General features: G+C 64.6%; 20 protein-coding genes. 5 read left to right on the plus strand and 15 right to left on the minus strand.

Going from position 1 to position 22,490, the window contains the following annotated elements:
• Positions 1 to 5: 5 nt before the first annotated feature.
• The 9 genes from HYH08_RS03565 to HYH08_RS03605 all read right to left on the minus strand — a co-directional run bounded on the left by HYH08_RS03565 (position 6) and on the right by HYH08_RS03605 (position 9,743).
• The gene (locus tag HYH08_RS03565; protein ID WP_220008381.1) at positions 6 to 983 is read right to left on the minus strand and encodes a TRAP transporter substrate-binding protein; all 978 of its coding nucleotides are present in this window, start codon (positions 981 to 983) and stop codon (positions 6 to 8) included.
• Between the two features lie 28 nt (positions 984 to 1,011).
• Positions 1,012 to 2,325 carry a TRAP transporter large permease gene (locus HYH08_RS03570; RefSeq protein ID WP_220008382.1) on the minus strand — a complete coding sequence of 438 codons (1,314 nt, stop codon included), beginning with the start codon at positions 2,323 to 2,325 and terminating at the stop codon, positions 1,012 to 1,014.
• Positions 2,326 to 2,327: 2 nt separating this feature from the next.
• Positions 2,328 to 2,915 (minus strand): TRAP transporter small permease, encoded by a 588-nt coding sequence (locus HYH08_RS03575; protein ID WP_220008383.1) that lies wholly within the window; start codon positions 2,913 to 2,915, stop codon positions 2,328 to 2,330.
• 146 nt (positions 2,916 to 3,061) lie between these two features.
• Positions 3,062 to 3,859, minus strand: a complete 798-nt coding sequence (locus HYH08_RS03580) for an MBL fold metallo-hydrolase (RefSeq protein ID WP_220008384.1) — start codon at positions 3,857 to 3,859, stop codon at positions 3,062 to 3,064.
• A gap of 13 nt (positions 3,860 to 3,872) precedes the next feature.
• Positions 3,873 to 4,649 (minus strand): TatD family hydrolase, encoded by a 777-nt coding sequence (locus HYH08_RS03585; RefSeq protein ID WP_220008385.1) that lies wholly within the window; start codon positions 4,647 to 4,649, stop codon positions 3,873 to 3,875.
• 13 nt (positions 4,650 to 4,662) lie between these two features.
• A complete protein-coding gene (gene metG, locus HYH08_RS03590) occupies positions 4,663 to 6,639 on the minus strand; it encodes a methionine--tRNA ligase (RefSeq protein WP_220008386.1) in 1,977 nt (658 codons plus the stop codon).
• Between the two features lie 109 nt (positions 6,640 to 6,748).
• On the minus strand, positions 6,749 to 7,795 hold the full coding sequence (locus HYH08_RS03595) for a DNA polymerase III subunit delta' (protein ID WP_220008387.1): 1,047 nt from the start codon (positions 7,793 to 7,795) through the stop codon (positions 6,749 to 6,751).
• On the minus strand, positions 7,792 to 8,478 hold the full coding sequence (gene tmk / locus HYH08_RS03600) for a dTMP kinase (RefSeq protein WP_220008388.1): 687 nt from the start codon (positions 8,476 to 8,478) through the stop codon (positions 7,792 to 7,794). The genes HYH08_RS03595 and tmk overlap by 4 nt, the downstream gene beginning before the upstream one ends.
• Positions 8,479 to 8,480: 2 nt before the next feature.
• Positions 8,481 to 9,743 carry a D-alanyl-D-alanine carboxypeptidase family protein gene (locus tag HYH08_RS03605; protein ID WP_220008389.1) on the minus strand — a complete coding sequence of 421 codons (1,263 nt, stop codon included), beginning with the start codon at positions 9,741 to 9,743 and terminating at the stop codon, positions 8,481 to 8,483.
• A gap of 152 nt (positions 9,744 to 9,895) precedes the next feature.
• On the opposite strand from HYH08_RS03605, the gene HYH08_RS03610 reads away from it, so the two are divergent.
• Positions 9,896 to 10,849, plus strand: a complete 954-nt coding sequence (locus tag HYH08_RS03610; RefSeq protein WP_220008390.1) for an alpha/beta fold hydrolase — start codon at positions 9,896 to 9,898, stop codon at positions 10,847 to 10,849.
• Here HYH08_RS03610 and HYH08_RS03615 read toward each other — a convergent pair.
• The 4 genes from HYH08_RS03615 to HYH08_RS03630 form a co-directional block, all read right to left on the minus strand.
• Positions 10,846 to 11,361, minus strand: coding sequence for a GNAT family N-acetyltransferase (locus HYH08_RS03615; protein ID WP_220008391.1), 516 nt, complete (start codon positions 11,359 to 11,361; stop codon positions 10,846 to 10,848). The two genes, HYH08_RS03610 and HYH08_RS03615, sit on opposite strands and share 4 nt — an antisense overlap.
• Before the next feature lie 22 nt (positions 11,362 to 11,383).
• The gene (locus HYH08_RS03620; RefSeq protein ID WP_220008392.1) at positions 11,384 to 11,932 is read right to left on the minus strand and encodes a phage tail protein; all 549 of its coding nucleotides are present in this window, start codon (positions 11,930 to 11,932) and stop codon (positions 11,384 to 11,386) included.
• Positions 11,933 to 11,971: 39 nt separating this feature from the next.
• A complete protein-coding gene (locus HYH08_RS03625) occupies positions 11,972 to 12,499 on the minus strand; it encodes a phage tail protein (RefSeq protein WP_220008393.1) in 528 nt (175 codons plus the stop codon).
• Between the two features lie 105 nt (positions 12,500 to 12,604).
• On the minus strand, positions 12,605 to 13,150 hold the full coding sequence (locus tag HYH08_RS03630; protein ID WP_220008394.1) for a phage tail protein: 546 nt from the start codon (positions 13,148 to 13,150) through the stop codon (positions 12,605 to 12,607).
• 522 nt (positions 13,151 to 13,672) lie between these two features.
• On the opposite strand from HYH08_RS03630, the gene HYH08_RS03635 reads away from it, so the two are divergent.
• The gene (locus HYH08_RS03635) at positions 13,673 to 18,946 is read left to right on the plus strand and encodes an IPT/TIG domain-containing protein (protein WP_220008917.1); all 5,274 of its coding nucleotides are present in this window, start codon (positions 13,673 to 13,675) and stop codon (positions 18,944 to 18,946) included.
• A gap of 64 nt (positions 18,947 to 19,010) precedes the next feature.
• Here the strand turns inward: HYH08_RS03635 and HYH08_RS03640 are convergent, their stop codons facing one another.
• Positions 19,011 to 19,946, minus strand: coding sequence for a septal ring lytic transglycosylase RlpA family protein (locus tag HYH08_RS03640; protein ID WP_220008395.1), 936 nt, complete (start codon positions 19,944 to 19,946; stop codon positions 19,011 to 19,013).
• Between the two features lie 834 nt (positions 19,947 to 20,780).
• Here HYH08_RS03640 and HYH08_RS37655 point away from each other — a divergent pair.
• A complete protein-coding gene (locus HYH08_RS37655; protein WP_283844098.1) occupies positions 20,781 to 20,915 on the plus strand; it encodes a hypothetical protein in 135 nt (44 codons plus the stop codon).
• 32 nt (positions 20,916 to 20,947) lie between these two features.
• Here the strand turns inward: HYH08_RS37655 and HYH08_RS03645 are convergent, their stop codons facing one another.
• Entirely contained in the window at positions 20,948 to 21,178 is a 231-nt protein-coding gene (locus HYH08_RS03645) for a hypothetical protein (RefSeq protein ID WP_228747568.1), read from the minus strand.
• Positions 21,179 to 21,386: 208 nt separating this feature from the next.
• Here HYH08_RS03645 and HYH08_RS03650 point away from each other — a divergent pair, with 208 nt between their 5' ends.
• Together HYH08_RS03650 and HYH08_RS03655 are read left to right on the plus strand one after the other, a co-directional pair.
• Positions 21,387 to 21,965: a TIGR00645 family protein gene (locus HYH08_RS03650; protein ID WP_220008397.1), complete on the plus strand. Its 579-nt coding sequence runs from the start codon at positions 21,387 to 21,389 to the stop codon at positions 21,963 to 21,965.
• 26 nt (positions 21,966 to 21,991) lie between these two features.
• On the plus strand, positions 21,992 to 22,471 hold the full coding sequence (locus tag HYH08_RS03655) for a GNAT family N-acetyltransferase (protein ID WP_220008398.1): 480 nt from the start codon (positions 21,992 to 21,994) through the stop codon (positions 22,469 to 22,471).
• The last annotated feature ends 19 nt before the right edge of the window (positions 22,472 to 22,490 follow it).

Here is a 22,490-nt window from a genome sequence, read left to right on the forward strand (position 1 = left end):
CGCCGTCACATCTTCTTGTAGGCGTCGAGCACGGCCTGGCCGTCGGCGCCGGCCTTCTTGAGCCAGTCCGCGGTAAGCTGCTCACCAACCTTCTGGAAGCCGGCCTTCAGCGCAGCGCTGGGCGGCTCGACCGTCATGCCCTTGGCCTTGAGCTGGTCGATGTACCAGTTGGCCTTCTCTTCCCAGGCCTTCCAGCCGCGCGTCTCGGCGGTGGCGGCGGCCTTGAGGATGGCCTCCTGGGTCGGCTTGTCGAGCGCCTCGAACGCGGCCTTGTTCACGAAGGTGTAGTCTTTCGGGATCCAGGCCTGCACGTCATAGAAGTATTTCAGCGACTCCCAGGCCTTCGAATCGTAGCCCGTGCCGCCCGACGACATGAACGAGTTCACGACGCCCGTCGCGAGCGCCTGCGGCAGCTCGGCCGCCTGGATGGTGACCGACTGGGCGCCGACCAGTTCGCCGATACGCGCGGTCCCGACATTGTAGGCACGCCATTTCAGGCCCTTCATGTCCTCGATCGTGGCCAGCGGCTTGTTGACGTAGACGCCCTGCGGCGCCCACGGCACCGCGAACAGCAGCTTGAGCCCCTGCGCCTCGAGCTTCTTGGTGATCAGCGGCTTGGAGGCCTGATAGAGCTTCATCGACTCCGGAAAGCTGGTCGCCAGGAACGGCACCACGTCGACGCCGTAGATCGGATCCTCGTTCTCGTGGATCGACAGCAACACCTCGCCCATCTGCGCCTGCCCCGTCACCACCGCGCGCTTGATGTCGGGCGCCTTGAACAGCGAGGCGCCCGGATGGACCGTGATCTGGAGTTTTCCCGACGTGGCGGCTTCGACGTCCTTGGCGAAGGCGACGAGATTTTCCGAGTGCGGATTGTCGGCGGGGTAGGCTGCCGGCAGATTCCATTTGGTCTGGGCCAGGGCCGGTGTTGCGCCAAGCACGACGCCGGCAAACAGCGCGGCGTGAATAAGACGGGATGTCATCGAACTTCTCCTCACGGTCGAATTGAGATCAGTCGGGGAAAGCGAGTTTCGGCAGCAGCATCACGATCTGCGGATATTCGGTGATGATGAACACGGCGGCGAGCAGCAGAATGAAGAACGGGAATGCCGCCCGCGCGACGGTGAAGGTGTCGCGGCCGCTCATGTTCTGGAGCACAAACAGGTTGAAGCCGACCGGCGGCGTGATCTGCGCCATCTCGACATGGATGATGAGATAGACGCCGAACCAGACCAGGTCGAGCCCGGCCTGCTTGACCATCGGCAGCACGATGACAGCCGTCAGCACGATCATCGAGATGCCGTCGATCAGGCATCCCAGGATGATGTACATGATGCTGAGATACAGCGCGAGCATGCCCGGTGTCAGCTGCTGGCCCTGCACCCAGGTGGCAAGCGCTGCGGGAATGCCGGTGTAGGCCATCGCCGCCGTGGTATAAGCCGCGCCCGCAAGGATCAGCATGATCATGCAGGTCAGGCGCGTCGCGCTCATGATGCTCTCGAGGAAGTTCTTGCGCGTCAGCGTGCCGCTCCACCACGCCAGCAGCAGCGCGCCCGCAACGCCCCAAGCCGCGCATTCGGTCGCGGTCGCAAAACCGAGCACGAGCGAAAGGAAGACGGCGAGGATCAGCAGCAGACACGGTATGAGCTTCGCCGACTCCTGCAGCTTCCGGCGAAACGGCATCGGCGGATCGCGTGGTGGGACCTTGCCGGGGTTCAACAACGACCAGATGATGATGTAGCCGGAATAGAGCACCATCACGAGCGCGCCCGGCAGGAAGCCGCCGAGGAAGACCTGGAGCACGGACACGTTCGCGGTGACCGCGTAGACCACCATCGGGATCGAGGGCGGGATCAAGAGGCCGAGCGTGCCGGAGCCTGCGAGCGATCCGAGACTGAGGCCCTTGTCGTAGCCGCGCTTGTCGAGCTCGGGCAGCGCGATCTTGCCGATGGTGGCGCAGGTCGCGGCCGAGGAGCCCGACACGGCCGCGAAGATGCCACAGCCGATCACGTTCACATGCGTCAGCCGTCCGGGCAACCACTGGACCCACGGCGACAGGCCGCGGAACATTTCTTCCGACAATTTGGTGCGGAACAGGATCTCGCCCATCCAGATGAACAGTGGCAGCGCGGCCAGCGTCCAGGACGAGCTTGCGCTCCAGGTCGTGGTCGCGAGCACCGAACCGAGCGGCAGGCTGGTGGTCAGAGCCATCGCCACGAAGCCGACGAGCCCCAGCGAGACGGCGATCCAGACGCCGCTTCCCAGCAGTAGGATCATGACGCCGAGCAGGATGAAGGAGAGCTCGATCATGCCGAGATTGGCCATGCTCAACCTCCGCCGCCCTGCGAGATGCGCTCGACGAATTCCTCGGGCGTCTCGTCCGGCGAACCCTTCTCGTAGCTCGGCCGGTTACCGCCGACGACATTGACCATCTCGTCGATCAGCGCGATCGACAGGATCACGAGGCCGCCGGCAAAGCCGAGCTGAGGAATCCAGAGCGGAAGCGCGACGACACCCTGCGCGACGTCGTTGAAGCGCCAGGAATCGTAGGTCATCTGCAACGCGTGACGGGTGAAGTAGAGAATGAAGGCGGTCGAGATGGTGAGCGCCACGATCTCCGCGATTTGCTTGGTGCGTCCGTGCAGGCGCTCCAGCAGCAGGCCGACGCGGATCATCTCGCCGCGCTTGAAGGTGTGGGCAAGCCCGAGAAAGGCCATCGCCGCCATGCACCAGGATGCGAAATCATCGCCGGCGGGGATGTTGAGCGCAAACTGGCGCCCGACCGACATCACCATCATGATCGCGAAGATCGCGACCAGGAAGATGCCGGCAGCAACGCCCGAGGCGAGATAAAGCAGATCCAGCGCGCGCCGGACCGGTCCACCAGAATTTACGTCGTCGCCGTGCCCTGCCACGCAGCCCCCATCCTCATCCTGCGGCGCAATCAGGCTTGATTAACGCCACCGGCCAACGCCTGTCTTTCAGACGTTAGACCAACACGATGGGCCCAACGAAAGCAAGGAGCATGCCGTCCTGCGGCAAATCTACACTGAATGGGCTTTCAGTGCGTCTCCAGCCGCATCCCGTCGTAAGCCGGCACAACGCCGGCGGGAAGCGTTTGCCTGATCACCTCGTAATCGACGTCGGCGGTCATGTTGGTGATGACGGCGCGCTTCGGCTTGAAGCGGTCGATCCAGGACAAGGCATCGTTGATGCTGAAATGGCTGGAATGCTGGGTGTAGCGCAAGCCATCGACGATCCAGAGGTCGAGATTTTCCAGCGCGCCAAAACTCTCGGGCGGGATGTCGTTGAGGTCGGGCGTGTAGGCGGCGTTACCGATGCGATAGCCGAGCGCGGGAATCTGGCCGTGCTGGACCAGGAAGGCGGTCATCGTGATGTCTCCGCCCTTGCCGCTGATGACCTGGCTCCCGCCGGCCTCGATCGAATGCCGGTGCAGGATCGGCGGATAGTCGCTGCCCTCCGGCGAGATGAAGCAATAGGAGAACCGCGCCATGATGTCTTTCGCGGTCGATTGGTTGAAATAGACCGGAATGCGCTTGCGCATGTGGAGCACGACGGAGCGAAGATCGTCCATGCCGTGGGTCTGGTCCGCATGCTCATGCGTCAGGAACACAGCATCGATGTGGTCGACATTGGTGTCGATGAGCTGCTCGCGCAGATCCGGCGCGGTGTCGATCACGATGCGCGTGATGCCGTGGCTCGATGTCTTCTCCGCCATCAGCGAGCAGCGGCGGCGGCGGTTTTTTGGATTGCTTGGATCGCAGGCGCCCCAGCCGAGTGCGGGACGCGGCACGCCGGCGGAGGAGCCGCAGCCCAGGATCGTCAGCGTCAGCGTCATGCGGTTCCCTACCTTAAGCTTTCACCTTCGAGAACAGGCGGAAGAAATTGTCGGTGGTCTGGCGTGAGATCTCATCAAACGACACGCCGCGGGTTTCCGCCAGCACCTTGGCGACCTCGACCACATAGGCCGGCTCGTTGCGCTTGCCCCGGAATTTTCCGGGCGCAAGATAGGGCGAGTCCGTTTCAACCAGAATACGGTCAGACGGCAGCTCAGCCGCGAGCGCGCGAAGAGTGTCCGACTTCTTGAAGGTCAGGATGCCCGTGAAGCCGATATAGAGCCCGAGCGACACCGCCTTCAGCGCCAGCTCGCGCCCTCCGGTGTAACAATGCAGCACGGCGCGAAACGATCCCTTCGCCGTCTCCTCCTCGAGGATGCGGGCGCAATCCTCGTCGGCCTCGCGGGTATGGATCACCAGCGGCAGGCCGGTCGCGCGCGCCGCGGCGATATGGGCGCGAAAACCCCTCGCCTGCGCTTCCGGCGAGCCATTGTCGTAGAAATAGTCGAGCCCAGCCTCGCCGAGCGCAACGACCTTGGGATGCTGCGTCAGCGCGATCAGCTCGTCCGGCGTGATGCCGTCTTCCTCGTCCGCGTGGTGCGGATGAGTGCCGACCGTGCAATAGACGTCGTCGTACCGCCCGGCGATGGCGAGAAGCTGATCGAGCTTGCGCACCCGCGTCGAGATCGTGACCATGCGCGTGAGGCCAGCCGCACGGGCACGCGACACGATCCCGTCGAGATCTTCCGCAAAGTCAGGAAAATCCAGATGGCAGTGACTGTCGACCAGCATGGTGACGCCCGCCCTAAGCCGCCGGCTCGATGTAGCGCGGGAACGCCGGCGTCGGCGCCGGCAGCGTCGAGCCGGGCGCAATCCGCTTGTCGCCGCCAAGCATCGCGAAGTTACGCTCGGTCGCGGGGACCCCGAGGCTGTCGAGCAGCAAGCTGGATGCGGTCGGCATCGCCGGCTGGGCCAGGATCGCGATCTGGCGCACGACTTCGGCGGTGACATAGAGCACCGTCTTCTGTCTTGCGGGATCTGTCTTGGCCAGCGCCCATGGCGCCTCACCCGCGAAATAGCGGTTGGCTTCCGCGACCACGGCCCAGACCGCATTGAGCCATTGATGGATCTGCTGAGTCGCCATGGCTTCCCGCGATGCGGCGATCATACCGTCGGCCATCGCCAGGATCGCCTTGTCGTTGTCGCTGAACTCGCCCGGCTCGGGCAGCACGCCGCCGAGTTGCTTGGCGACCATCGACAGCGAGCGCTGCGCGAGATTGCCGAGATCGTTGGCGAGATCGGCATTGATGCGTGCGACGATGGCTTCATGGTTGTAGTTGCCGTCCTGGCCAAACGGCACCTCGCGCAGGAAGAAATAGCGCATCTGGTCGACGCCATACTGGTCGGCGAGATTGAAGGGATCGACGACGTTGCCGACCGACTTCGACATCTTCTCGCCCCTGTTGAACAGGAAGCCGTGGGCATAGACCCGCTTCGGCACGGGGATGCCGGCCGACATCAGGAATGCGGGCCAGTACACCGCGTGGAAGCGGATAATGTCCTTGCCGATGATGTGGACATCGGCAGGCCAATAGCGCCAGTTCGTATCGCTCTCGTCGGGGAAGCCGACGCCGGTGATGTAGTTGGTCAGCGCGTCAACCCAGACATACATCACGTGCTCTTCGTCGCCCGGCACTTTGACGCCCCAGTCGAACGTCGTGCGCGAGATCGAGAGATCGCGCAATCCGCCCTTGACGAAGCTCACCACCTCGTTCTTGCGGGAGTCGGGCCCGATGAAGTCGGGACGATCCGTGTAGAGCTTCAGTAGTTTGTCCTGATAGGCCGAGAGGCGGAAGAAATAGCTCTTCTCCTCGACCCACTCGACCGGCGTGCCCTGCGGTCCAAGGCGCACGCCGTCGTCGTTCAGGCGCGTCTCGTCCTCGGCGTAATAGGCCTCATCGCGCACCGAGTACCAGCCGGAATAGGTGTCGGCATAGATGTCGCCGTTCGCCTCCATGCGCCGCCAGATCTCCTGGGTCGAGCGATGGTGCTGCTCCTCGGTGGTGCGGATGAAGCGGTCGAACGACACGTTCAGCCGCTCATCCATCTCCTTGAAGCGGGCGGCGTTGCGGGTCGCGAGCGCAGCCGGCGTGAGCCCCTCGTTCTGCGCGGTCTGGACCATCTTCAGACCGTGCTCGTCGGTCCCGGTCAGGAAGAACACGTCCTTGCCGTCGAGCCGCGCAAAGCGCGCCAGCACGTCGGTCGCGATCGCCTCATAGGCGTGGCCAATATGCGGAGCGCCATTCGGATACGCGATCGCGGTGGTGATGTAGAAGACGTTGTCGCGCGCAGGAGCTGCGGCTTGCGGTGCTGCGACCGGCTTTGGCGCGGGCGGCGCCGTCGGCTTCGACAGCTTCGGCTTCACGGCCTTCGGCGGCGCAACGACGGGAGCCGGCGCGACGGTCGCGGCAGGCGCCGCGGCCTTCTTGGTCACCTTCTTTGCCGGAGCCTTCGCTGGAACCTTGGCCGGCGCTTTGGCTGCCTTCTTCTTTGAGGCCTTCGCTGCGACGATCTGCTTCTTCGCAGCCTTCTTGCCGGCCTTCTTCGACGACTTGGCGGCGCCCTTCTTCACGCCCTTCTTGGCGGCCACCGTCTTGCTCTTCTTGATCTTCTTTGCAGCTTTGCGGGCGAGCGCCTTTACAGCCTTCTTCGCGGCTTTCTTGGCGGCCTTCGTCTTGCCCTTGTTCTTGCCCTTGGCGACTTTCTTTGCTCGTGTTGCCACGACGAATTCCTTTACGGCTTCTCGTATTTCTTGAATCGAACTTGCGTTAGATTGTTGCCTTGAGCACGATCATTTCGGAAAATCGCTCCGCACCTTTCCGGATCATGCTCTAGCGCGTTGCGTCCGCCAGCCAGCCGAACACCGAGAACACCAAGGGCTTTCGCTCCAGATTGTAGGTTTCGGTGTCGCGCGCGGCGCGGACGATCTTTTCCCATACCTCAGCTAGACGCGCAAGGCGCGGCAGGTTCTGGTTGGCATTGGCCTCGTCCGCATGCAGGCGTTCGGCGATCCATCGATCGATGCCGTCGATGAAGGCCGCGAGCGCGACGCGGTCGCTGGTCCCCAGCGAATCGCCGAGCGTGTGCAACTCGCGCGGATCGACCTGTGGCAGTCGGGCCAGCAGCGAGGCCGTACGTTGCTGGAGTTTCAACGCGTCCCCGCCGAGCAGCGTCAGCGCCCGCGCGACACTGCCCTCGGAGGCCTCCGCCGCTTCACGCAGGGCGAGATCCGTCGGAGCAAGATCAGCCACTGAAGCCGCCGCGCTGATCACCTCATCCGTTCCGAGCGGCCGCAGCCGCAGCTTGCGGCAACGTGACTGAATGGTGGCGAGCACGCGCGCCGGCGCGTGGCTCACCAGCAGGAATAGCGATTGCTGCGGCGGCTCCTCCAAAATTTTCAGCAGCGCGTTGGCCGCGTTCGGATTGAGCTCGTCGACGGTGTCAACGATGCAGACGCGCCAGCCCTCCGCCGCTGCGGTCGAGCCGAAGAAGCCGATCGTCTCGCGCGTCTCGTCGACGGTGATGACGGTGCGCATCACGCCACGATCATTGGCGGTGCGCTCCAGCGTCAACAGGCCGCCATGCGAGCCCGCCGCAACCTGACGCGCCACGGCGTCATCGGGATCGATCGCGAGGTCTTCGGCGCGTTGCACTTCAGGCGCCCGTGGCTGGCCGTGCGCGAGTACGAAGCGCGCCATGCGGTAGGCCAGCGTCGCCTTGCCGATGCCTTGCGGCCCGCCGATCAGCCAGGCATGCGGGATGCGCCCGCTGCGATAGGCCGTCAGCAGCGCGGTCTCGGCCTCGCGGTGGCCGAACAGCAGGCTGGTTTCGCGCGGATGCGGTATCGCGCTCTCGCTCTCGGCCTTGCGCGGGCTCATGCCGAGATCACCGATGCGGGCGTCGGAAGCAGGCGCTCGTGCACGGCGCTCCAGACCCGTCCGGCCACCGTATCCGGATCGGAATTGGCATCGACCAGCACGCAGCGCGAAGGCTCGTCCGCCGCGATCTTGCGATAGGCCTCGCGCAGGCCCTGGTGGAAGCCGAGCTTCTCTCCCTCGAACCTGTCAGGCGTGCCGCTGCCGCGACGCGCGGCGGCGCGCTGCAGGCCGATCTCGACCGGAAGGTCGAGGATGATGGTGAGATCGGGCTTGAGGTCGCCGATCGTGACCCGCTGCATCGCATTGATCAGCCCAGTGGGTACGCTGCCGAGACTGCCCTGATAGGCGCGCGTCGAGTCGGCGAAACGGTCGCACAGCACCCAGGCGCCCTGGTTGAGCGCGGGCTGGATCACGGTGCGGACATGGTCGTCGCGGGCGGCAGCGAACAGCAAGGTCTCCGCATCGGGCCCGAGCAGCTTGCCCATGCCCGACAGCACCAGATGGCGCATGATCTCGGCGCCCGGCGATCCCCCCGGCTCGCGCGTGACGAGGACACGCATCCTTGCCGCCTTGAGGCGGTCGGCGAGCTTCTTGATCTGGGTCGACTTGCCCGTCCCCTCGCCGCCCTCAAAGGTGATGAAGCGTCCGCGTCCGGACCGTCGCTGTCCTGCACTCTCACTCATGATCAGAGCTTCTCGGCACCCGCGCGGAACATGCCGATCACGAGCTCGCTGGCGCCGTCGATGGCGCGGCGCATGGTCGAGCCGGTGCCGATGGCTTCGGCCGCATAGACCGGCGTCTCCACCGCGATATTGCCGCTGCGCCAGACCCTGACGACGCCGACCCGCTGGCCGGCCTCGACCGGCGCGCGCACCGGGCCGCTATAGACGACGCGCGCGATCAGCTTGTCGCTGCCGTTCTTGTGCACCATCACCTTCACGGGATCTTTCGCGACGAGCTTTACGGAGCGGCTGTCACCACCGAACACTTTTGCGTAGCCGACCGGCTGATCGGCCGCGATCAGCGTGCGGGTCTCGAAATTGCGAAAGCCCCATTCCAGCATCTTCTTGGCTTCGGTGGCGCGGTCCTCGGGATCTTCAAGCCCGTTGACGACGACGATCAGCCGCGTGCCGTTCTGCACGGCCGAGCCGACCATGCCGTAGCCGCCTTCCTTGGTGTAGCCGGTCTTGAGGCCGTCGGCGCCTTCCATCGAATTGAGCAGCGGATTGCGGTTGGGCTGCCGGATCTTGTTCCAGGTGTATTCCTTCTCGCCGAACAGCTTGTAGAATTCGGGGAAGTCCAGAATGATGTGGCGGGCGAGGATGCCGAGCTCGCGCACCGTCATCTTGTTGCCGGGATCGGGCAGACCGTTGGAATTACCAAAGGTCGACTTGGTCATGCCGAGTTCGCGGGCGCGCTTGGTCATGAAGTCTGCGGCAAAGATCTTTTCGTTGCCGGCCATGGCTTCGGCGAGCGCGATGCAGGCGTCGTTGCCGCTCTGGATGATCGCGCCGTGCAGGAGATCGTCGACCGAAACCTTGCTGTTGATGGCCGCGAACATGGTCGAGCCGCCCGAGGGCGCGCCGCCCTTGCGCCAGGCGTTCTCGCTGATCCGGTACTCGTCGGTCAGCTTGATGTCGCCCTTCTTGATGGCGTTGAAGACGACTTCGGCCGTCATCAGCTTCATCATGCTGGATGGCGCGCGCAGCTCGTCGGCGTTCTTCTCGAACAGCACGCTGCCGCTGGAGGCCTCGATCAGGATGGCGGTCGGGGCATCGCCGTCGAAGCCGGACTCTTCGGTTTTCTTGGCGCCCTGGACGCTCTGGTTGGCGGCCAGAAGCGCCCCGCTCCAGCCGATACCCGCCACCAATACGGCAGCGATCAGCCCACGCGCCAGCACTCCGGCGGTGAACCGGCTGCGACGGAGCGGAGTGAAACGAAATGCCATGGCCAAGCCCTGAGAGCGGCGTTCTAACAGTTGGAACCGGTGCGAACAACACGAGGTTGGCGCGCGCACCCGAGTTTGCACGATTCGCGTTGCGCCCCTATCGTGGCACCTCATATTTGTCGACCAAACCCCTGAAACAAGGCGGAAAAGCGATGTCCTCCACCCGCGTGATCAAGGCCAACGGGATCGACCTGTTCGTCCGCGAAGCCGGCCAGGGCCCGCTGGTCGTGCTGTGCCATGGCTGGCCGGAACTCTCCTACTCCTGGCGCCACCAGATCGCAGCGCTCGCCGAAGCCGGCTTCCGCGTCGTCGCCCCCGACATGCGCGGTTATGGCCAGAGCGCCGCGCCGGCGGATGTGAACGCCTATTCGATCTTGGATACGGTCGGCGACGTCGTCGGCCTGGTGCAGGCGCTCGGCGAGACCAGGGCGATGGTGGTCGGCCACGACTGGGGCGCGCCGGTCGCCTGGCACGCGGCGCTGTTCCGCCCCGACATCTTCACGGCGGTCGCCGGCCTGAGCGTGCCGCCGCCGTTCCGCGGCAGAGGCAAGCCGCTCGACTTGCTGCGCGCAAACGGCGTGACCAATTTCTACTGGCAGTATTTCCAGGAGCCCGGCGTTGCCGAAGCCGAGCTCGAGCAGGACGTTGCCCGCACCATGCGGATCGTGCTCGGCGGCCGTGGCCTCGCCGATCCCAGCGCGGCCATGTTCGTGCAGAACGGCAAGGGCTTTCTCGGCCACGGCAACCCCGAGGAGCCACTGCCGGCGTGGCTCACCGAGGCCGACCTCGCCTATTTCACCGAGGCTTTCCGCAAGTCCGGCTTCCGCGGCGGGCTGAACTGGTACCGCAACCTCGACCGCAACTGGGAACTGACGGCGCCCTGGCAGGACGCACGGATCCACCAGCCCTCGCTGTTCATCGCCGGTTCGAAAGACGCCGTCATCACCGGCCTGATCGGCGCCAAGCGCGTCAACGAGCTGGAGCGCGTGCTGCCCAATCTGACGCGCAAGCTCATCATCGAGGGGGCCGGCCATTGGGTGCAGCAGGAGCGGCCCGAGGAGGTGAATGCTGCGCTCTTGAAATTCCTGCGCGAAGCCGCGTGCTAGACGAGATCCTTTCTCATCGCGATGTGGGCGACCCCCGCCTGCCCGGTCCCGGAGAATCCCCGCCGCAGGTAAAACCGGTGCGCGGCCAGATTGTTCGCGAACACCGAGAGCGCAAGCGCTCCGACGCCCCGCTGTCGTGCGCTCGCTTCGAGCGCACCGAAGATCTCAGTGCCGGCGCCGCGACCGCATTCGGCCGGCAGCAGCGCGATATCGATGATGTGCCAGCGCTCACTCGCGCAGTGGAGCAGCAGCCGGCCGATCGCGACGTCGTCTCGTGTGAGGATCAGCGAGATGGCGTCGGGAAATTGTGCGGCATAACCGGCGGTCTGGCTGCGGAACTGCTGCGCAACGATCTGGCCGACGATCGGCCCGGGCAAGCCCGTCGCGGTGAGTTGCCCTGTCCGGACTTCCGCGAACAGGTGCCGGAGGAACGGCTCATCGCCCGGGCCTGCAGGCCGAAGCCGCAGAGCCGGATCATCCGGGACGATATCGAGTGGCGCCCCGTCAATCATGCCATGGCGCACTCGGGATCGATCAGGAACTGCCGAAGCTCGGAAAGATTCCCGCATAGGCAATGCACCAGACGAGCGCCTGGGTCGGCTGCATATTGTCGTGCGGCAGGCCCTGCCCGGTCAGCGTGATGGCGTTGGGCGCCAAGGTGAGATTACCGGGTGGCGCCACGAAGCCGTTGAAGTTCGGGTCGATCGCCACCGTGGTTCCGGCCGCTCCCGGTCCGGCCGTGGCGCCCGTCGCGCTCTTGTTGCCGAGTTGCAGAGTGTGCGTGTGCCGGGCCATCTGATCTGACGTCAGGTTGACCGTCGGACTGCCGACGGTCTCGCCGATGACGTAATTCTGCAAACCCGGACCTTGTCCCTGACTGATCGCGATCGAACCATTGAGGTTCGGCAAGGCGAAGTTTGTCGTGCCGTTTCCGCCATAGAAGGTGCCGATCAGCGCAAATAAGGGACTGTATTGCTGAATCGGCAGGAGCTGGCCGCCGCACGGCAGCCAGGCATTGTTGAAGCCGGTGACTGCAAAGGCAAAGGGAAAAGCCTGTATTTCTCCGACATACTGATCTGACATGGTGTCTTTCCTCGGACTGAATGGCGGATGCGCGCGAGGCTAGCCCGACGACGGGAAAATGCCCTGGTTGCAGATGCAGTAATTGGAGACGACGCTCGGCATCATGTTGTTGTGCCCGACGCTATTGCCCGCCGTCGTGACGCAGGGGGCCATCGTGGAGTACGTGCCGGCGTTCGCAACCGTCGCGTAGAGCTCGCCCGCCGACGCCGTCGCAAGATGGACGGTCTGCCCGGGCGTGGAGGTGGTTCCGGTTGCGGTGGAGGACATCAGCGCATGACTGTGGGCCGGCATTTCGGCATCGACCAGCGTGTGGTTCTCCTCGCCTCCAGCTTGGCCGAGGACATAGTTTGGAAGGCCTAGCCCCTGTCCCTGTCCGATTGCCGCACGGCCACGGAGATCAGGAAGATTGAACGTGTTGACGCCGTCGCCGCCGTAGATGGTGCCGATCACGGCGTAAAGCGTCGAATATTGGGCAATCGACATAGCCTGTCCATTGCAGGCAAACCATCCGTCCGGCACGCGCGGAAAGCCGAACAACCTGATCTCGCCGACATACGGTTCCGACATTGCGTGTGATCCTTGCCTGAGCGCCCCGATCCGATGGGCGAGAGCGCAAATACCCGAAATTGATGTGAACGTATTTGGTTGGCGACAACGCTCCGGCGCGAGCGATCAATTTCGCGACGGATAGACCCCCTGCAATGCGATCAGATAGCTGATCGTGAGATAGGGCTGCATGTTGTTGTGCGCCTGGTTACTGCCGTCGTTCAAAAGATTGGTGGCGAGCGCCAACTGCGTGTCGCCGCTGCCGGCTGTGGCAAAGATCTTCGTCGGATTGGCCGCCGGCAGGGTGTTTGTCGCGAAGACATTGCCGGCGGGAGGGACGGAGCCGCGCCCGCCGCCCTGCGCTGCGGACACTTGAATGAGATGGTTGTGAGACGGGATCTGCTGCACATTGAGTGTCGCCTGCGGCGACCCGTTGATCATGCCCACGGGATACAAGCCGGCATTGCCGGTCGAACCCATGATCGCGCGACCGCGCAGATCGGGCAGTTGAAAGTTCGTGACGCCGTTGCCGCCATAATAAGTGCCCAGCAACGAGAAGAGCCCCTGGTTTTGCTGGATCGACAGCAATGCGCCGTTGCAGAGCGCCCAGTTCTTGGGAATCACCGATCCCGCAAAAGGCATGATCTGGCCGAGAACCGGATTAAGCGGCATGAGACCCCTCCCCAAATACTGGCGTCGCGTCTTGTGGTGATGCGAACCACGACGGCGATTCTTAAATTAGAGAATGAATACAATTCCGACTACGCGCCGAGATTGTGAAACACCATGCGTCGGCAGTCAAGCGCAAGCGCAACCATAAATTGGAGCCGGCAGCGGCCCCGTCGATGGCTACAAAAACGAGTTTTTGTTGCCGCTCTGCAACGGTTCGCCTGAAAGTCGCGCCGCAAAACTTGGTTTCAGCAGTTTGGTTGGCTCACACGCTTGCGTTGTACACTGCGTCCCGGCCAAATACACGCAACAATATACGCGAATTAATTCACAATCAGGGATTTAGGCAGGTGCTCGGTCGAGAGCTGCCGCCAAGGGGGGCCGGTGAGTCACGCAATTGCGGTGGCCGTGCCAGATAAAACCGGGGAATTGGCGGTGCAGTCGCGCAACGGCGGAGCTGTGCCACGGACGATTCTGCGCGCTCTGTGGCGCGCCGCCCAGCGCATCTGCATCGCGGCCGTGCTGATGCTCGGCGCAATGGCCGCGGCGCACGCGGCTTGCGATCAGACCACGAATTCCACGTCGGGCGTGACCGTCAACTTCACGTCGGTCGGTCAGGTCTACCGCCTGTGCTTCACCGTCGGGACGGGCTCTGCCCCTGCCGATGACTCTGTCGTGTGGGGCCTCTACTCGGTGTCTGGCACGGATTCGTTCTGGAACGCGCCGATCGCCAATTCGAGTGGCACCAATGCGGGCAATCAGCAACTCACCGCCGCCGACTACAATCCGACGACGTCGAAGGCCACCTACACGTTTCATCCGACAAACCCGAACCAGAACGGTCAGAGCGCGAACGCCGGCCAAGCCGAGATCGACATCACGCTGAACAGCAAGACAGGAGGCGGAGCGGATTCCGTCACCCTTTATTACGCGCCTGGCTGTAGCGACTTCAGCGGAGGTTGCGGCGGGAGCTCAATCGCGAACACTCCCTTCGTGTTCACGATCAATCTGCCCAGCCCGACAGTAACATCGATCTCACCGACCTCAGGCCCGGTGGCCGGCGGCACTTCGGTCGTCATCACGGGCACCAACTTTACCGGAACGACCGGCGCCGGCGGCGTCAAGTTCGGCGCCACCAACGCGACGAGCTACACGGTCAATTCCAATACGCAGATCACGGCAACCGCGCCGGCCGGCTCGGCCGGCACCGTCGACGTCACCGTCACCAACGGCTCGACCTCGGCGACGTCGGCTGCGGACCAATACACCTATATTCCCGTGCCGGCCGTGACGTCGATCTCGCCGACTGCCGGCCCGACGGGTGGCGGCACGACGGTCGTCATCACCGGAACGGGACTCAGCACGACGACAGGTGCTGCCGGCGTGAAGTTCGGCGCCAACAATGCCGCAAGCTATACCGTCAATTCCGATACCCAGATCACGGCCACCTCACCCTCAGGCAGTGCAGGCACGGTCGATATCACTGTGACGACCGCGGGCGGAACGTCGACAATCTCGGCCGCCGACCAGTTCACCTATGTCGCCGCGCCGACGGTTACCTCGATCTCGCCGACAACGGGACCAGGCGGCGGCGGTACCACCGTGACCATCACCGGGACCAACTTCACGAGCGCGACCGCCGTGACGTTCGGGGCAACGGCGGCGACAGGCTTCACCGTCAATTCGGCGACCCAGATCACCGCCACGTCACCGGCCGGGACCGGCACCGTCGACGTCCGCGTGACGACGGCCGGCGGCACCTCTGCAACATCCGGAGCGGACCAGTTCAGCTATATCGCCGCCCCGACTGTCACCTCGATCTCTCCGACCACGGGCCCCACAGCCGGCGGCACCACGATCACCATCACCGGCACCAATTTCACCGGCGTTACGGCCGTGACGTTCGGCGCGACAGCAGCGAGTTTCACGTTCAATTCAGCGACCTCGATCACAGCGACCTCGCCGGCGGGCGCCGCTGGTACCGTGGACGTCAGGGTGACGACGCCGGGCGGCACATCCGCAACTTCGGCAGCCGATCAATTCACCAATTTCGCGCCACCGACAGTGACGTCGATCGCCCCGACGTCCGGTCCGCAGACTGGCGGCACCACCGTGGTCATCACCGGCACGAACCTTTCCGGCGCGACCGCCGTCACATTCGGCGCGACGGCTGCGACCGGATTTACCGTCAATTCGGCAACCCAGATCACTGCGACATCGCCGGCCGGCACCGGCACGGTCGACGTCACGGTGACGACGCCGGGCGGAACGTCGGCCACCTCGGCCGCCGATCACTTCGCCTACGTTCCCGCTCCGACCGTCACCTCGATCTCGCCAACATCAGGTCCGGGCACAGGGGGCACCACTGTCACCATCACCGGCACCAATTTGACCGGCGCAACGGCCGTTGTGTTCGGGGCAACGGCCGCAACCGGCTTCACAGTCAATTCCGCGACCCAGATCACCGCAACCGCGCCGGCGGGGACCGGCACAGTGGACGTCAGGGTGACGACGACAGGCGGCACGTCCGCAACCTCGGGGGCGGACCAGTTCACCTACATCCCGGCCCCAACCGTCACCTCGATCTCGCCGACATCGGGGCCGGCCACCGGCGGCACGTCGGTGACGATCACCGGCACCAATTTCTCAGGCGCGACGGCGGTGACGTTCGGTGCGACGGCTGCGACCGGTTTCACCGTCAATTCCGTGACCCAGATCACCGCGACCTCCCCGCCGGGGACCGGCGTTGCCGACGTCAGGGTGACGACAGCTGGCGGCACGTCTGCGACCTCGGCGGCGGATCAGTTCACCTATGTCGGTGCTCCTGCCGTCACGTCGATCTCGCCGACGTCGGGCCCGCTGGCCGGCGGCACGACGGTAATCATCACCGGCGCCAACTTCTCCGGTGCAACGGCCGTCGTCTTCGGCGCAACGGCCGCAACGGGCTTCACCGTCAATTCGGCGACCCAGATCACGGCAACCTCGCCGCCAGGCGCCGGGACCGTCGATATCAGGGTCACGACGACGGGCGGGACCTCGGCCACGTCGGGCGCCGATCAATTCACCTACGCGCCTGCGCCGACGGTCACCTCGATCTCGCCCACCACAGGACCGACCGGCGGCGGCACGACCGTGACCATCACCGGCACCAGTTTTACGGGCGCGAGCGCGGTCACGTTCGGTGCCTCGGCTGCTACGGGCTCCACCGTGGTCTCCGCAACGACAATCACCGCGACCTCTCCGGTCGGCTCCGGCACCGTCGATATCCGCGTGACGACAGCGGGCGGCACGTCGGCGACATCGGCCGCCGACCAGTTCACCTACGTCCCGTCTCCGACGGTCACCTCGATCTCGCCGACATCGGGTCCCGCCGCCGGCGGCACGTCGGTGACGATCACGGGCACCAACTTCTCGGGCGCGACGGCGGTGAATTTTGGCACGACGGCCGCGACCGGTTTCACCGTTGATTCTGCGACCCAGATCACCGCGACCTCGCCGCCCGGGGCCGGCGTCGTGGACGTCAAGGTGACGACGACAGGCGGCACCTCGGCCACATCGGCGGCTGACCAGTTCACCTATTTCGCCGGCCCGACCGTGACGTCGATCTCGCCGAACGGCGGCCCGCTTGCCGGCGGCACGTCGGTGACAATCACCGGCACCAATTTCACCGGGACGACCGCCGTGAAGTTCGGAGCGACGAACGCAACGAGCTTCACGGTCAACTCCGCAACCTCGATCACCGCAACATCGCCAGCCGGCACGGGCACCGTTGACGTCACGATCACGACCCCGGGTGGAACGTCGGCCCCCTCGGCTGCGGATCAATTCACTTACGCCGCGACACCGACGGTAACGTCGGTAGCGCCGAATGCAGGCCCGACGACGGGTGGCACGTCGGTCACGATCACCGGCACCGCATTGTCCGGTGCGACCGCGGTCAAGTTCGGCGCCACCAATGCGACCAGCTTCACGGTCAATTCGGCGACGTCGATCACCGCGACATCGCCGGCTGGCACGGGCACGGTCGACGTCACCGTGACGACACCCGGCGGCACCTCGGCAACATCGGCATCGGATCAGTTCAGCTACACGGCCGCCCCAACGGTCAGCTCAATTTCGCCGACCTCGGGACCCGCGACCGGCAACACGTCCGTGGCGATCACGGGCACCGGGTTCACCGGCGCCACCGCGGTGAAGTTCGGCGCCAACAATGCGACCAGCTTCACGGTGAACTCGGCGACCTCGATCACCGCGACCTCACCGGCCGGCGCCGGCACGGTCGATGTCACCGTCACGACGGTCGGTGGGACGTCGCCAATTTCAGCGGCAGACAAGTTCACCTACCTGTCCGCGATCACCACCACAGCCCTCACCTCGTCGAAGAATCCAAGCAGCTATGGCGAGTCCGTCACCTTCACCGCGACAGTGAGCAGCACGGGCGGAACGCCGACGGGAACGGTGACCTTCAATGACGGCGGAACGCCAATCGGCACGGCCACATTGTCATCCGGCAACGCCACCTTTGCCACGACCACGCTCGCCGTCGGCAATCACACCATCACCGCGACCTACAACGGCAGCCCGGCCTTCAACCCCTCGACCTCATCGGCCCTGACGCAGTCGGTCTCGATTCCCGCCGACAGCGCCAAGCTGCGCGCACTCCAGGTCAACGCCACCAAGATCGTGGCGCAGAGTTCGGGACAGGCGATCTCCGGTTCGATCGACACCGCGATCTCGGAAGGATTCAGCGACGGCGGGCAATACATCACGCCTGGCGCGGGCGGGATGCGCGTCAATTTTGCCGCCGCGCCCGACGGCGATGACGACGATAAGCCCAAATCCGATCAGGCATCTCACGGCTCCGACGCCTATGCCGGCAGGACCGGCGGCCGCGGGCGCGGCGCCTCGCGGATCGACGACGCCTTTGCCGCGATCGATCGCGCGGCGCCGACCAAGGCACCGGCCGCGCGCTTCAGGGAGCGCAAGGACTGGCTGTTCTGGATCGACGTGCGCGGCACCGGCATCGACCGCTGGGGCTCGTCCGGCAATATCGGTCAGGGCGCAACGCAGGCCACGCTCTATGGTCAGCAGATCAATTTGCTGTCGGGCCTGACCTACCGGGCGCGGCCCGATCTGCTGGTCGGCGTGGTCGGCGGCTACGAGAACTTCAGCTACACCGAGACCGACATCAACGGAAAGCTGAAGGGTGACGGCTGGACCGTCGGCGCCTATCTGGGCTGGAAGATCATCCCGACGCTGCGCTACGACGCAGCCGTGACGTACTCCGGCATCGGCTACAACGGCGTTGCCGGTACCGCCGTCGGCAATTTCAACGGCAACCGCTGGATGTTCGCGACCGGCTTCACCGGCAGCTACAACTGGGCAAACTTCAATATCGAGCCATCGGCCAAAGTCTATGCGCTGTGGGAGCGTGAGAACGCCTATGTCGATTCGCTCGGCACCGCCCTGGCCGCCCGCACCTTCTCCAGCGGCCGTGCCTCGGCCGGCACCAGGGTGTCCTACCCCGTGCCATGGCTCGATAGCGTGCTGCTGCTGCCCTATGCCGGCGTCTATGCCGACTATTACTTCAGCCAGGACGACGCAGCCGCGATCGTCGCGGCAGGCGCCGTACCGCTGGCCTCGACACCGCTGCTTCAGGGCTGGTCGGCACGCGTCACCGGCGGCATCGGCGCCCGGCTCGCAGGTGGCTCCACGGTCGGCTTCGGCGCCGAGCTTGGCGGCATCGGCGGCAACACGCAGATCTGGACCTTCACGGGGCGCGCGCGCATTCCGTTCTGATCATCGGATCTCGGCGACGGCTTCGCCGCTGACCGATTTTCGGGGCTGGGGTGTCCAGGCTTACTTAGTAGAGGCCGCGGCCGCTCAGGATGCTGCGGGCCTCGGCAGCACCGTCCGAGCTGTAAGCGGCGGACGAGCCGCTCTCGGCCACATAGCGGCCCTCGTCGTCATAGGATACCTGCCGGGCATTCTGGGGCGCCCGGCCTCGGCTGCGGCTCGAGGCCGACATCTCCGAGGTCGCGTTGAGCGAGGCCATGTCGGCGGAGGTGTTGCCCAGATTATAGGGCCGCCCTTCCGGCATCGGAACCTCGCCGCGGATGGCGCCACGGCTCGATGACGGCAGCTCCGGCACGAACGGCCTGGCGGAGGCGACCCGGACCATCGAGGGCGACGGCGCCGGGATCCCGGTCCGCAAGGTCGCCATCAGCTGGCGGTCGTCGGAGCCTTCAAGCGGCGCCCGGCCGACATATTCGACCCGCACCCTGGCGACGCCATTGCCTTTGAATTCAAGGAGTTCGGCGGCTTTGTTCGAAACGTCGATGAGCCTGTTGCCGTGATAGGGGCCGCGGTCATTGACGCGGACGATCAACGACTTGCCGTTCGACATGTTGGTCACCCGCGCATAGGACGGCATCGGCAGGGTCGGATGCGCCGCCGTCAGCGAGCCCATGTCGAACACTTCGCCATTGGCGGTCAGACGGCCATGGAAATCATCGCCGTACCAGGACGCCATGCCCTCGGCCCGGTAGTTGACGTCCTCCTCCGGCACGTAGGTCCTGCCAGCCACCACATAGGGCTTGCCGACGCGGTAGGTGCCGCCGCCCTTCGGGACGGGATCGCCGAGGGCCACGACGCGGGGGCTCGAGGACACGCCGTATTTCGGATCGACCCGGCTGGCGAACTTGTTGGAGGAGGCGCAATTGGCGAGCGCGAGGCAGGTTGCGACCGCCGCAACGCCGCGCGCGGCCCGCAAAACCGAATCTGACCGTCGGATCCCCATTCGCCCCAAATACCATCTCGCCGGAGGCGTACCCAACCCGCTTTGGCTACGGGGGCGCTGTCCGGTCAACAAATCCGAGGAGGCCCACCACCGCGTCGGATGTGGTAAGGATAACGCAACCCGAACACGGCGGAAATGGGGAGCCCACAGCGAACACGGCGGGATGGTAAACGCCGCGTTCGCGTCCCCCCGTCGATCTACGGAGAGCGCGCCCCTGCTCTGTGCCACTCCTGGACATTCTGTTGCGCCAAATCCTCACTCCACCCCCTTTGTCTCGACAATCACTGGAATTCTTTTGACTGTGCAAGGCCGCACGCGTCTTCTCGGCTGCAAGGGCGGGATTTGGAATTTAACGATGATCGAGACGGTTTCGGCACTGATGGGTCTGGTTAGCGCGGGGATCTTCCTGGCCCATGCGTTTGAAGGTTACCGTACGAGAGCCTGACGGCACTCGCGCGGACGGCAAGCATCACCTCTTTCAAGCATCACCTCTTTCAAGACGGCACGTTCGGACAATTTTAATCGATCCGACCGAGCATCGAAGACGAGAGCGGCAGGTGTCCCAATAGGTGTCCCATGCGCAACAACCATGACCTCGTATCCGACGGCTTCCTGGCATTGACCGCAGGCGGTTTGTTCCTGCTCTGCTCGAGCCTCGTGGCGCTGGCCTTCGGCTGAGCGCTACCTCCACTTTCCTGTTTTCCAGCGACAACCACACCGCGATGCAGCATGCGATCCGTTTTGGATTGCCCTGCTCCCGTTTAGTTGATTGAATTTCCGCATTAGCCGCCTCGACTTAATTTCAAGAGGCCATCACCAACGAGGGTGACGCAAATGCTTGCCGAGAAATTTTTCCTGGTTCTTGAATCCTTGATCCGCGGCGACCGCACCTATCCCGACGGAAGCCCCCGGGTCATCAGCACCTCCGCCCACGTGCCGGTGAAGCTGCCGGGTCAGAACCAGAAGTAGCCCCGTCCACTGAGCTCCGAATCACGCGCCGCTCAGCGCAGACCCAGCAGCGAGCGGCGATAGAGACCGTCGCGGGCCTCGCCCAGGCAGACGAAGCTGCCGTCAAATCCCTGGCCGTACCGCTTCTGGCCCTTGCCGTAGTAGATGCCTTTCCTGAAATCGAGCCAGACCACCTGGTCGTGCGGGCAATGGCGCTGCGCCTGCGCCTCGTAGCGAAACGGCGTCAGCGGCGTCGCCGACACCTCACCGGCGCCAAGCATCATCACCGCAGCGAGTGCGATCCTGACCTGCCCGTTGCCCAGGCCTTTCCGCACGTCCCGCCTCCCGAACCGGGCCATCCGCGCGACAGCCGCGTCCCACACTAGCACGAAACGGCCCGTTCGCCGGGACGCCACAACCTCGCGTCTTCCGCAGGCCATCATGTCGGGCTACATGAAGACGAAATCATCTGCCAGCGAGGATGCTGCCTGAATGTCGGTTGAGCCCGTACCAACCACCGAAGCCCGCCCGCCCTCGCCCCGCCTCGGCATGCTGCCGATGATCATTTTCGGCTCGCGCTGGCTGCAACTGCCGCTGTATCTCGGATTGATCGTGGCGCAATGCGTCTACATCGTGCTGTTCCTGAAGGAGCTGTGGCACCTCTCCTGGCATGCGATCGATCTGACGGAGCAGCAGATCATGATGAGCGTGCTCGCACTCATCGACGTCGTGATGATCTCCAACCTGCTCGTGATGGTCATCGTCGGCGGCTATGAGACCTTCGTCTCGCGGCTCGAGCTCGAGGGTCATCCCGACGAGCCGGAATGGCTCGGCCACGTCAATGCGAGCGTGCTGAAGATCAAGCTTGCCATGGCCATCATCGGCATCTCCTCGATCGCGCTGCTGCGCACCTTCATCGAGGCCGGCAATCTCGGCTCGAACCGCGCCGGCTTCACCGAGACCGGCGTGATGTGGCAGGTGCTGATCCACATCACCTTCATTCTTTCGGCGATCGGTATTGCCTATGTCGACAAGCTCAGCGACTCCGGAATGCGCAAGCATGCGGAATGAAGCAAAAAACGGGATCGCGAGGCGCTATGTCCGCTACCGCTGATGACGAGGTGTCGTTCAGGGCGGCACGCCCCGAGGACGCGGAAACGGTGTTCAACATCACCAAGGCCTCGATCACGGGTCTGTCGCAGGGAAGCTATTCGCCGGCGCAGATCGAGAACTGGATGGGCGAGCGGACGCCCCGGTTCTACGAAGAGCTCATCGCCAGGGGGCGCATGACCGTCTGCCTGCGCAACGGCATCGTGGTCGGCTTCGTCGATGCCGAGCCCGGCGAGGTCACGCGGTTGTTCGTGCTGCCCGAGGCGGCCGGCTCCGGGCTCGGCCAGCGCCTGCTCGACATCGGCGTCGCCCAGGCGCGCCTCGGCCATCACGGGCCGATCCGGCTCGAAGCCACCATCAACGCCGAAGCCTTCTACCAGAGATACGGCTTCCGAAGCACCGGCAGAGGGCAGTTCTCTCACGGTCTCGGCGGCGAGCCGATCGAGATCGTCTACATGGAGCTGTGAGCGCCACGCCTTGTAAGCG

This window comes from Bradyrhizobium sp. BR 10289 (assembly GCF_019455385.1).
In the GTDB taxonomy this organism is placed as follows: Bacteria; Pseudomonadota; Alphaproteobacteria; order Rhizobiales; family Xanthobacteraceae; genus Bradyrhizobium.

Excerpts from the sequence above, each read along its gene's own strand:
- HYH08_RS03645 (WP_228747568.1), bottom strand. The coding sequence starts at position 21,178 with ATGATGCTTGGCGCCGGTGAGGTGTCGGCGACGCCGCTGACGCCGTTT.
- tmk (WP_220008388.1), bottom strand. The coding sequence starts at position 8,478 with ATGAGTGAGAGTGCAGGACAGCGACGGTCCGGACGCGGACGCTTCATC.
- HYH08_RS03630 (WP_220008394.1), bottom strand. The coding sequence starts at position 13,150 with ATGCCGCTTAATCCGGTTCTCGGCCAGATCATGCCTTTTGCGGGATCG.
- HYH08_RS03615 (WP_220008391.1), bottom strand. The coding sequence starts at position 11,361 with ATGATTGACGGGGCGCCACTCGATATCGTCCCGGATGATCCGGCTCTG.
- HYH08_RS37655 (WP_283844098.1), top strand. The coding sequence starts at position 20,781 with ATGCTTGCCGAGAAATTTTTCCTGGTTCTTGAATCCTTGATCCGCGGC.
- HYH08_RS03650 (WP_220008397.1), top strand. The coding sequence starts at position 21,387 with ATGTCGGTTGAGCCCGTACCAACCACCGAAGCCCGCCCGCCCTCGCCC.
- HYH08_RS03580 (WP_220008384.1), bottom strand. The coding sequence starts at position 3,859 with ATGACGCTGACGCTGACGATCCTGGGCTGCGGCTCCTCCGCCGGCGTG.
- HYH08_RS03570 (WP_220008382.1), bottom strand. The coding sequence starts at position 2,325 with ATGGCCAATCTCGGCATGATCGAGCTCTCCTTCATCCTGCTCGGCGTC.
- HYH08_RS03605 (WP_220008389.1), bottom strand. The coding sequence starts at position 9,743 with ATGGCATTTCGTTTCACTCCGCTCCGTCGCAGCCGGTTCACCGCCGGA.
- HYH08_RS03595 (WP_220008387.1), bottom strand. The coding sequence starts at position 7,795 with ATGAGCCCGCGCAAGGCCGAGAGCGAGAGCGCGATACCGCATCCGCGC.
- HYH08_RS03655 (WP_220008398.1), top strand. The coding sequence starts at position 21,992 with ATGTCCGCTACCGCTGATGACGAGGTGTCGTTCAGGGCGGCACGCCCC.
- HYH08_RS03610 (WP_220008390.1), top strand. The coding sequence starts at position 9,896 with ATGTCCTCCACCCGCGTGATCAAGGCCAACGGGATCGACCTGTTCGTC.
- HYH08_RS03635 (WP_220008917.1), top strand. The coding sequence starts at position 13,673 with ATGCTCGGCGCAATGGCCGCGGCGCACGCGGCTTGCGATCAGACCACG.
- HYH08_RS03565 (WP_220008381.1), bottom strand. The coding sequence starts at position 983 with ATGACATCCCGTCTTATTCACGCCGCGCTGTTTGCCGGCGTCGTGCTT.
- HYH08_RS03640 (WP_220008395.1), bottom strand. The coding sequence starts at position 19,946 with ATGGGGATCCGACGGTCAGATTCGGTTTTGCGGGCCGCGCGCGGCGTT.
- HYH08_RS03625 (WP_220008393.1), bottom strand. The coding sequence starts at position 12,499 with ATGTCGGAACCGTATGTCGGCGAGATCAGGTTGTTCGGCTTTCCGCGC.
- HYH08_RS03585 (WP_220008385.1), bottom strand. The coding sequence starts at position 4,649 with ATGCTGGTCGACAGTCACTGCCATCTGGATTTTCCTGACTTTGCGGAA.
- HYH08_RS03620 (WP_220008392.1), bottom strand. The coding sequence starts at position 11,932 with ATGTCAGATCAGTATGTCGGAGAAATACAGGCTTTTCCCTTTGCCTTT.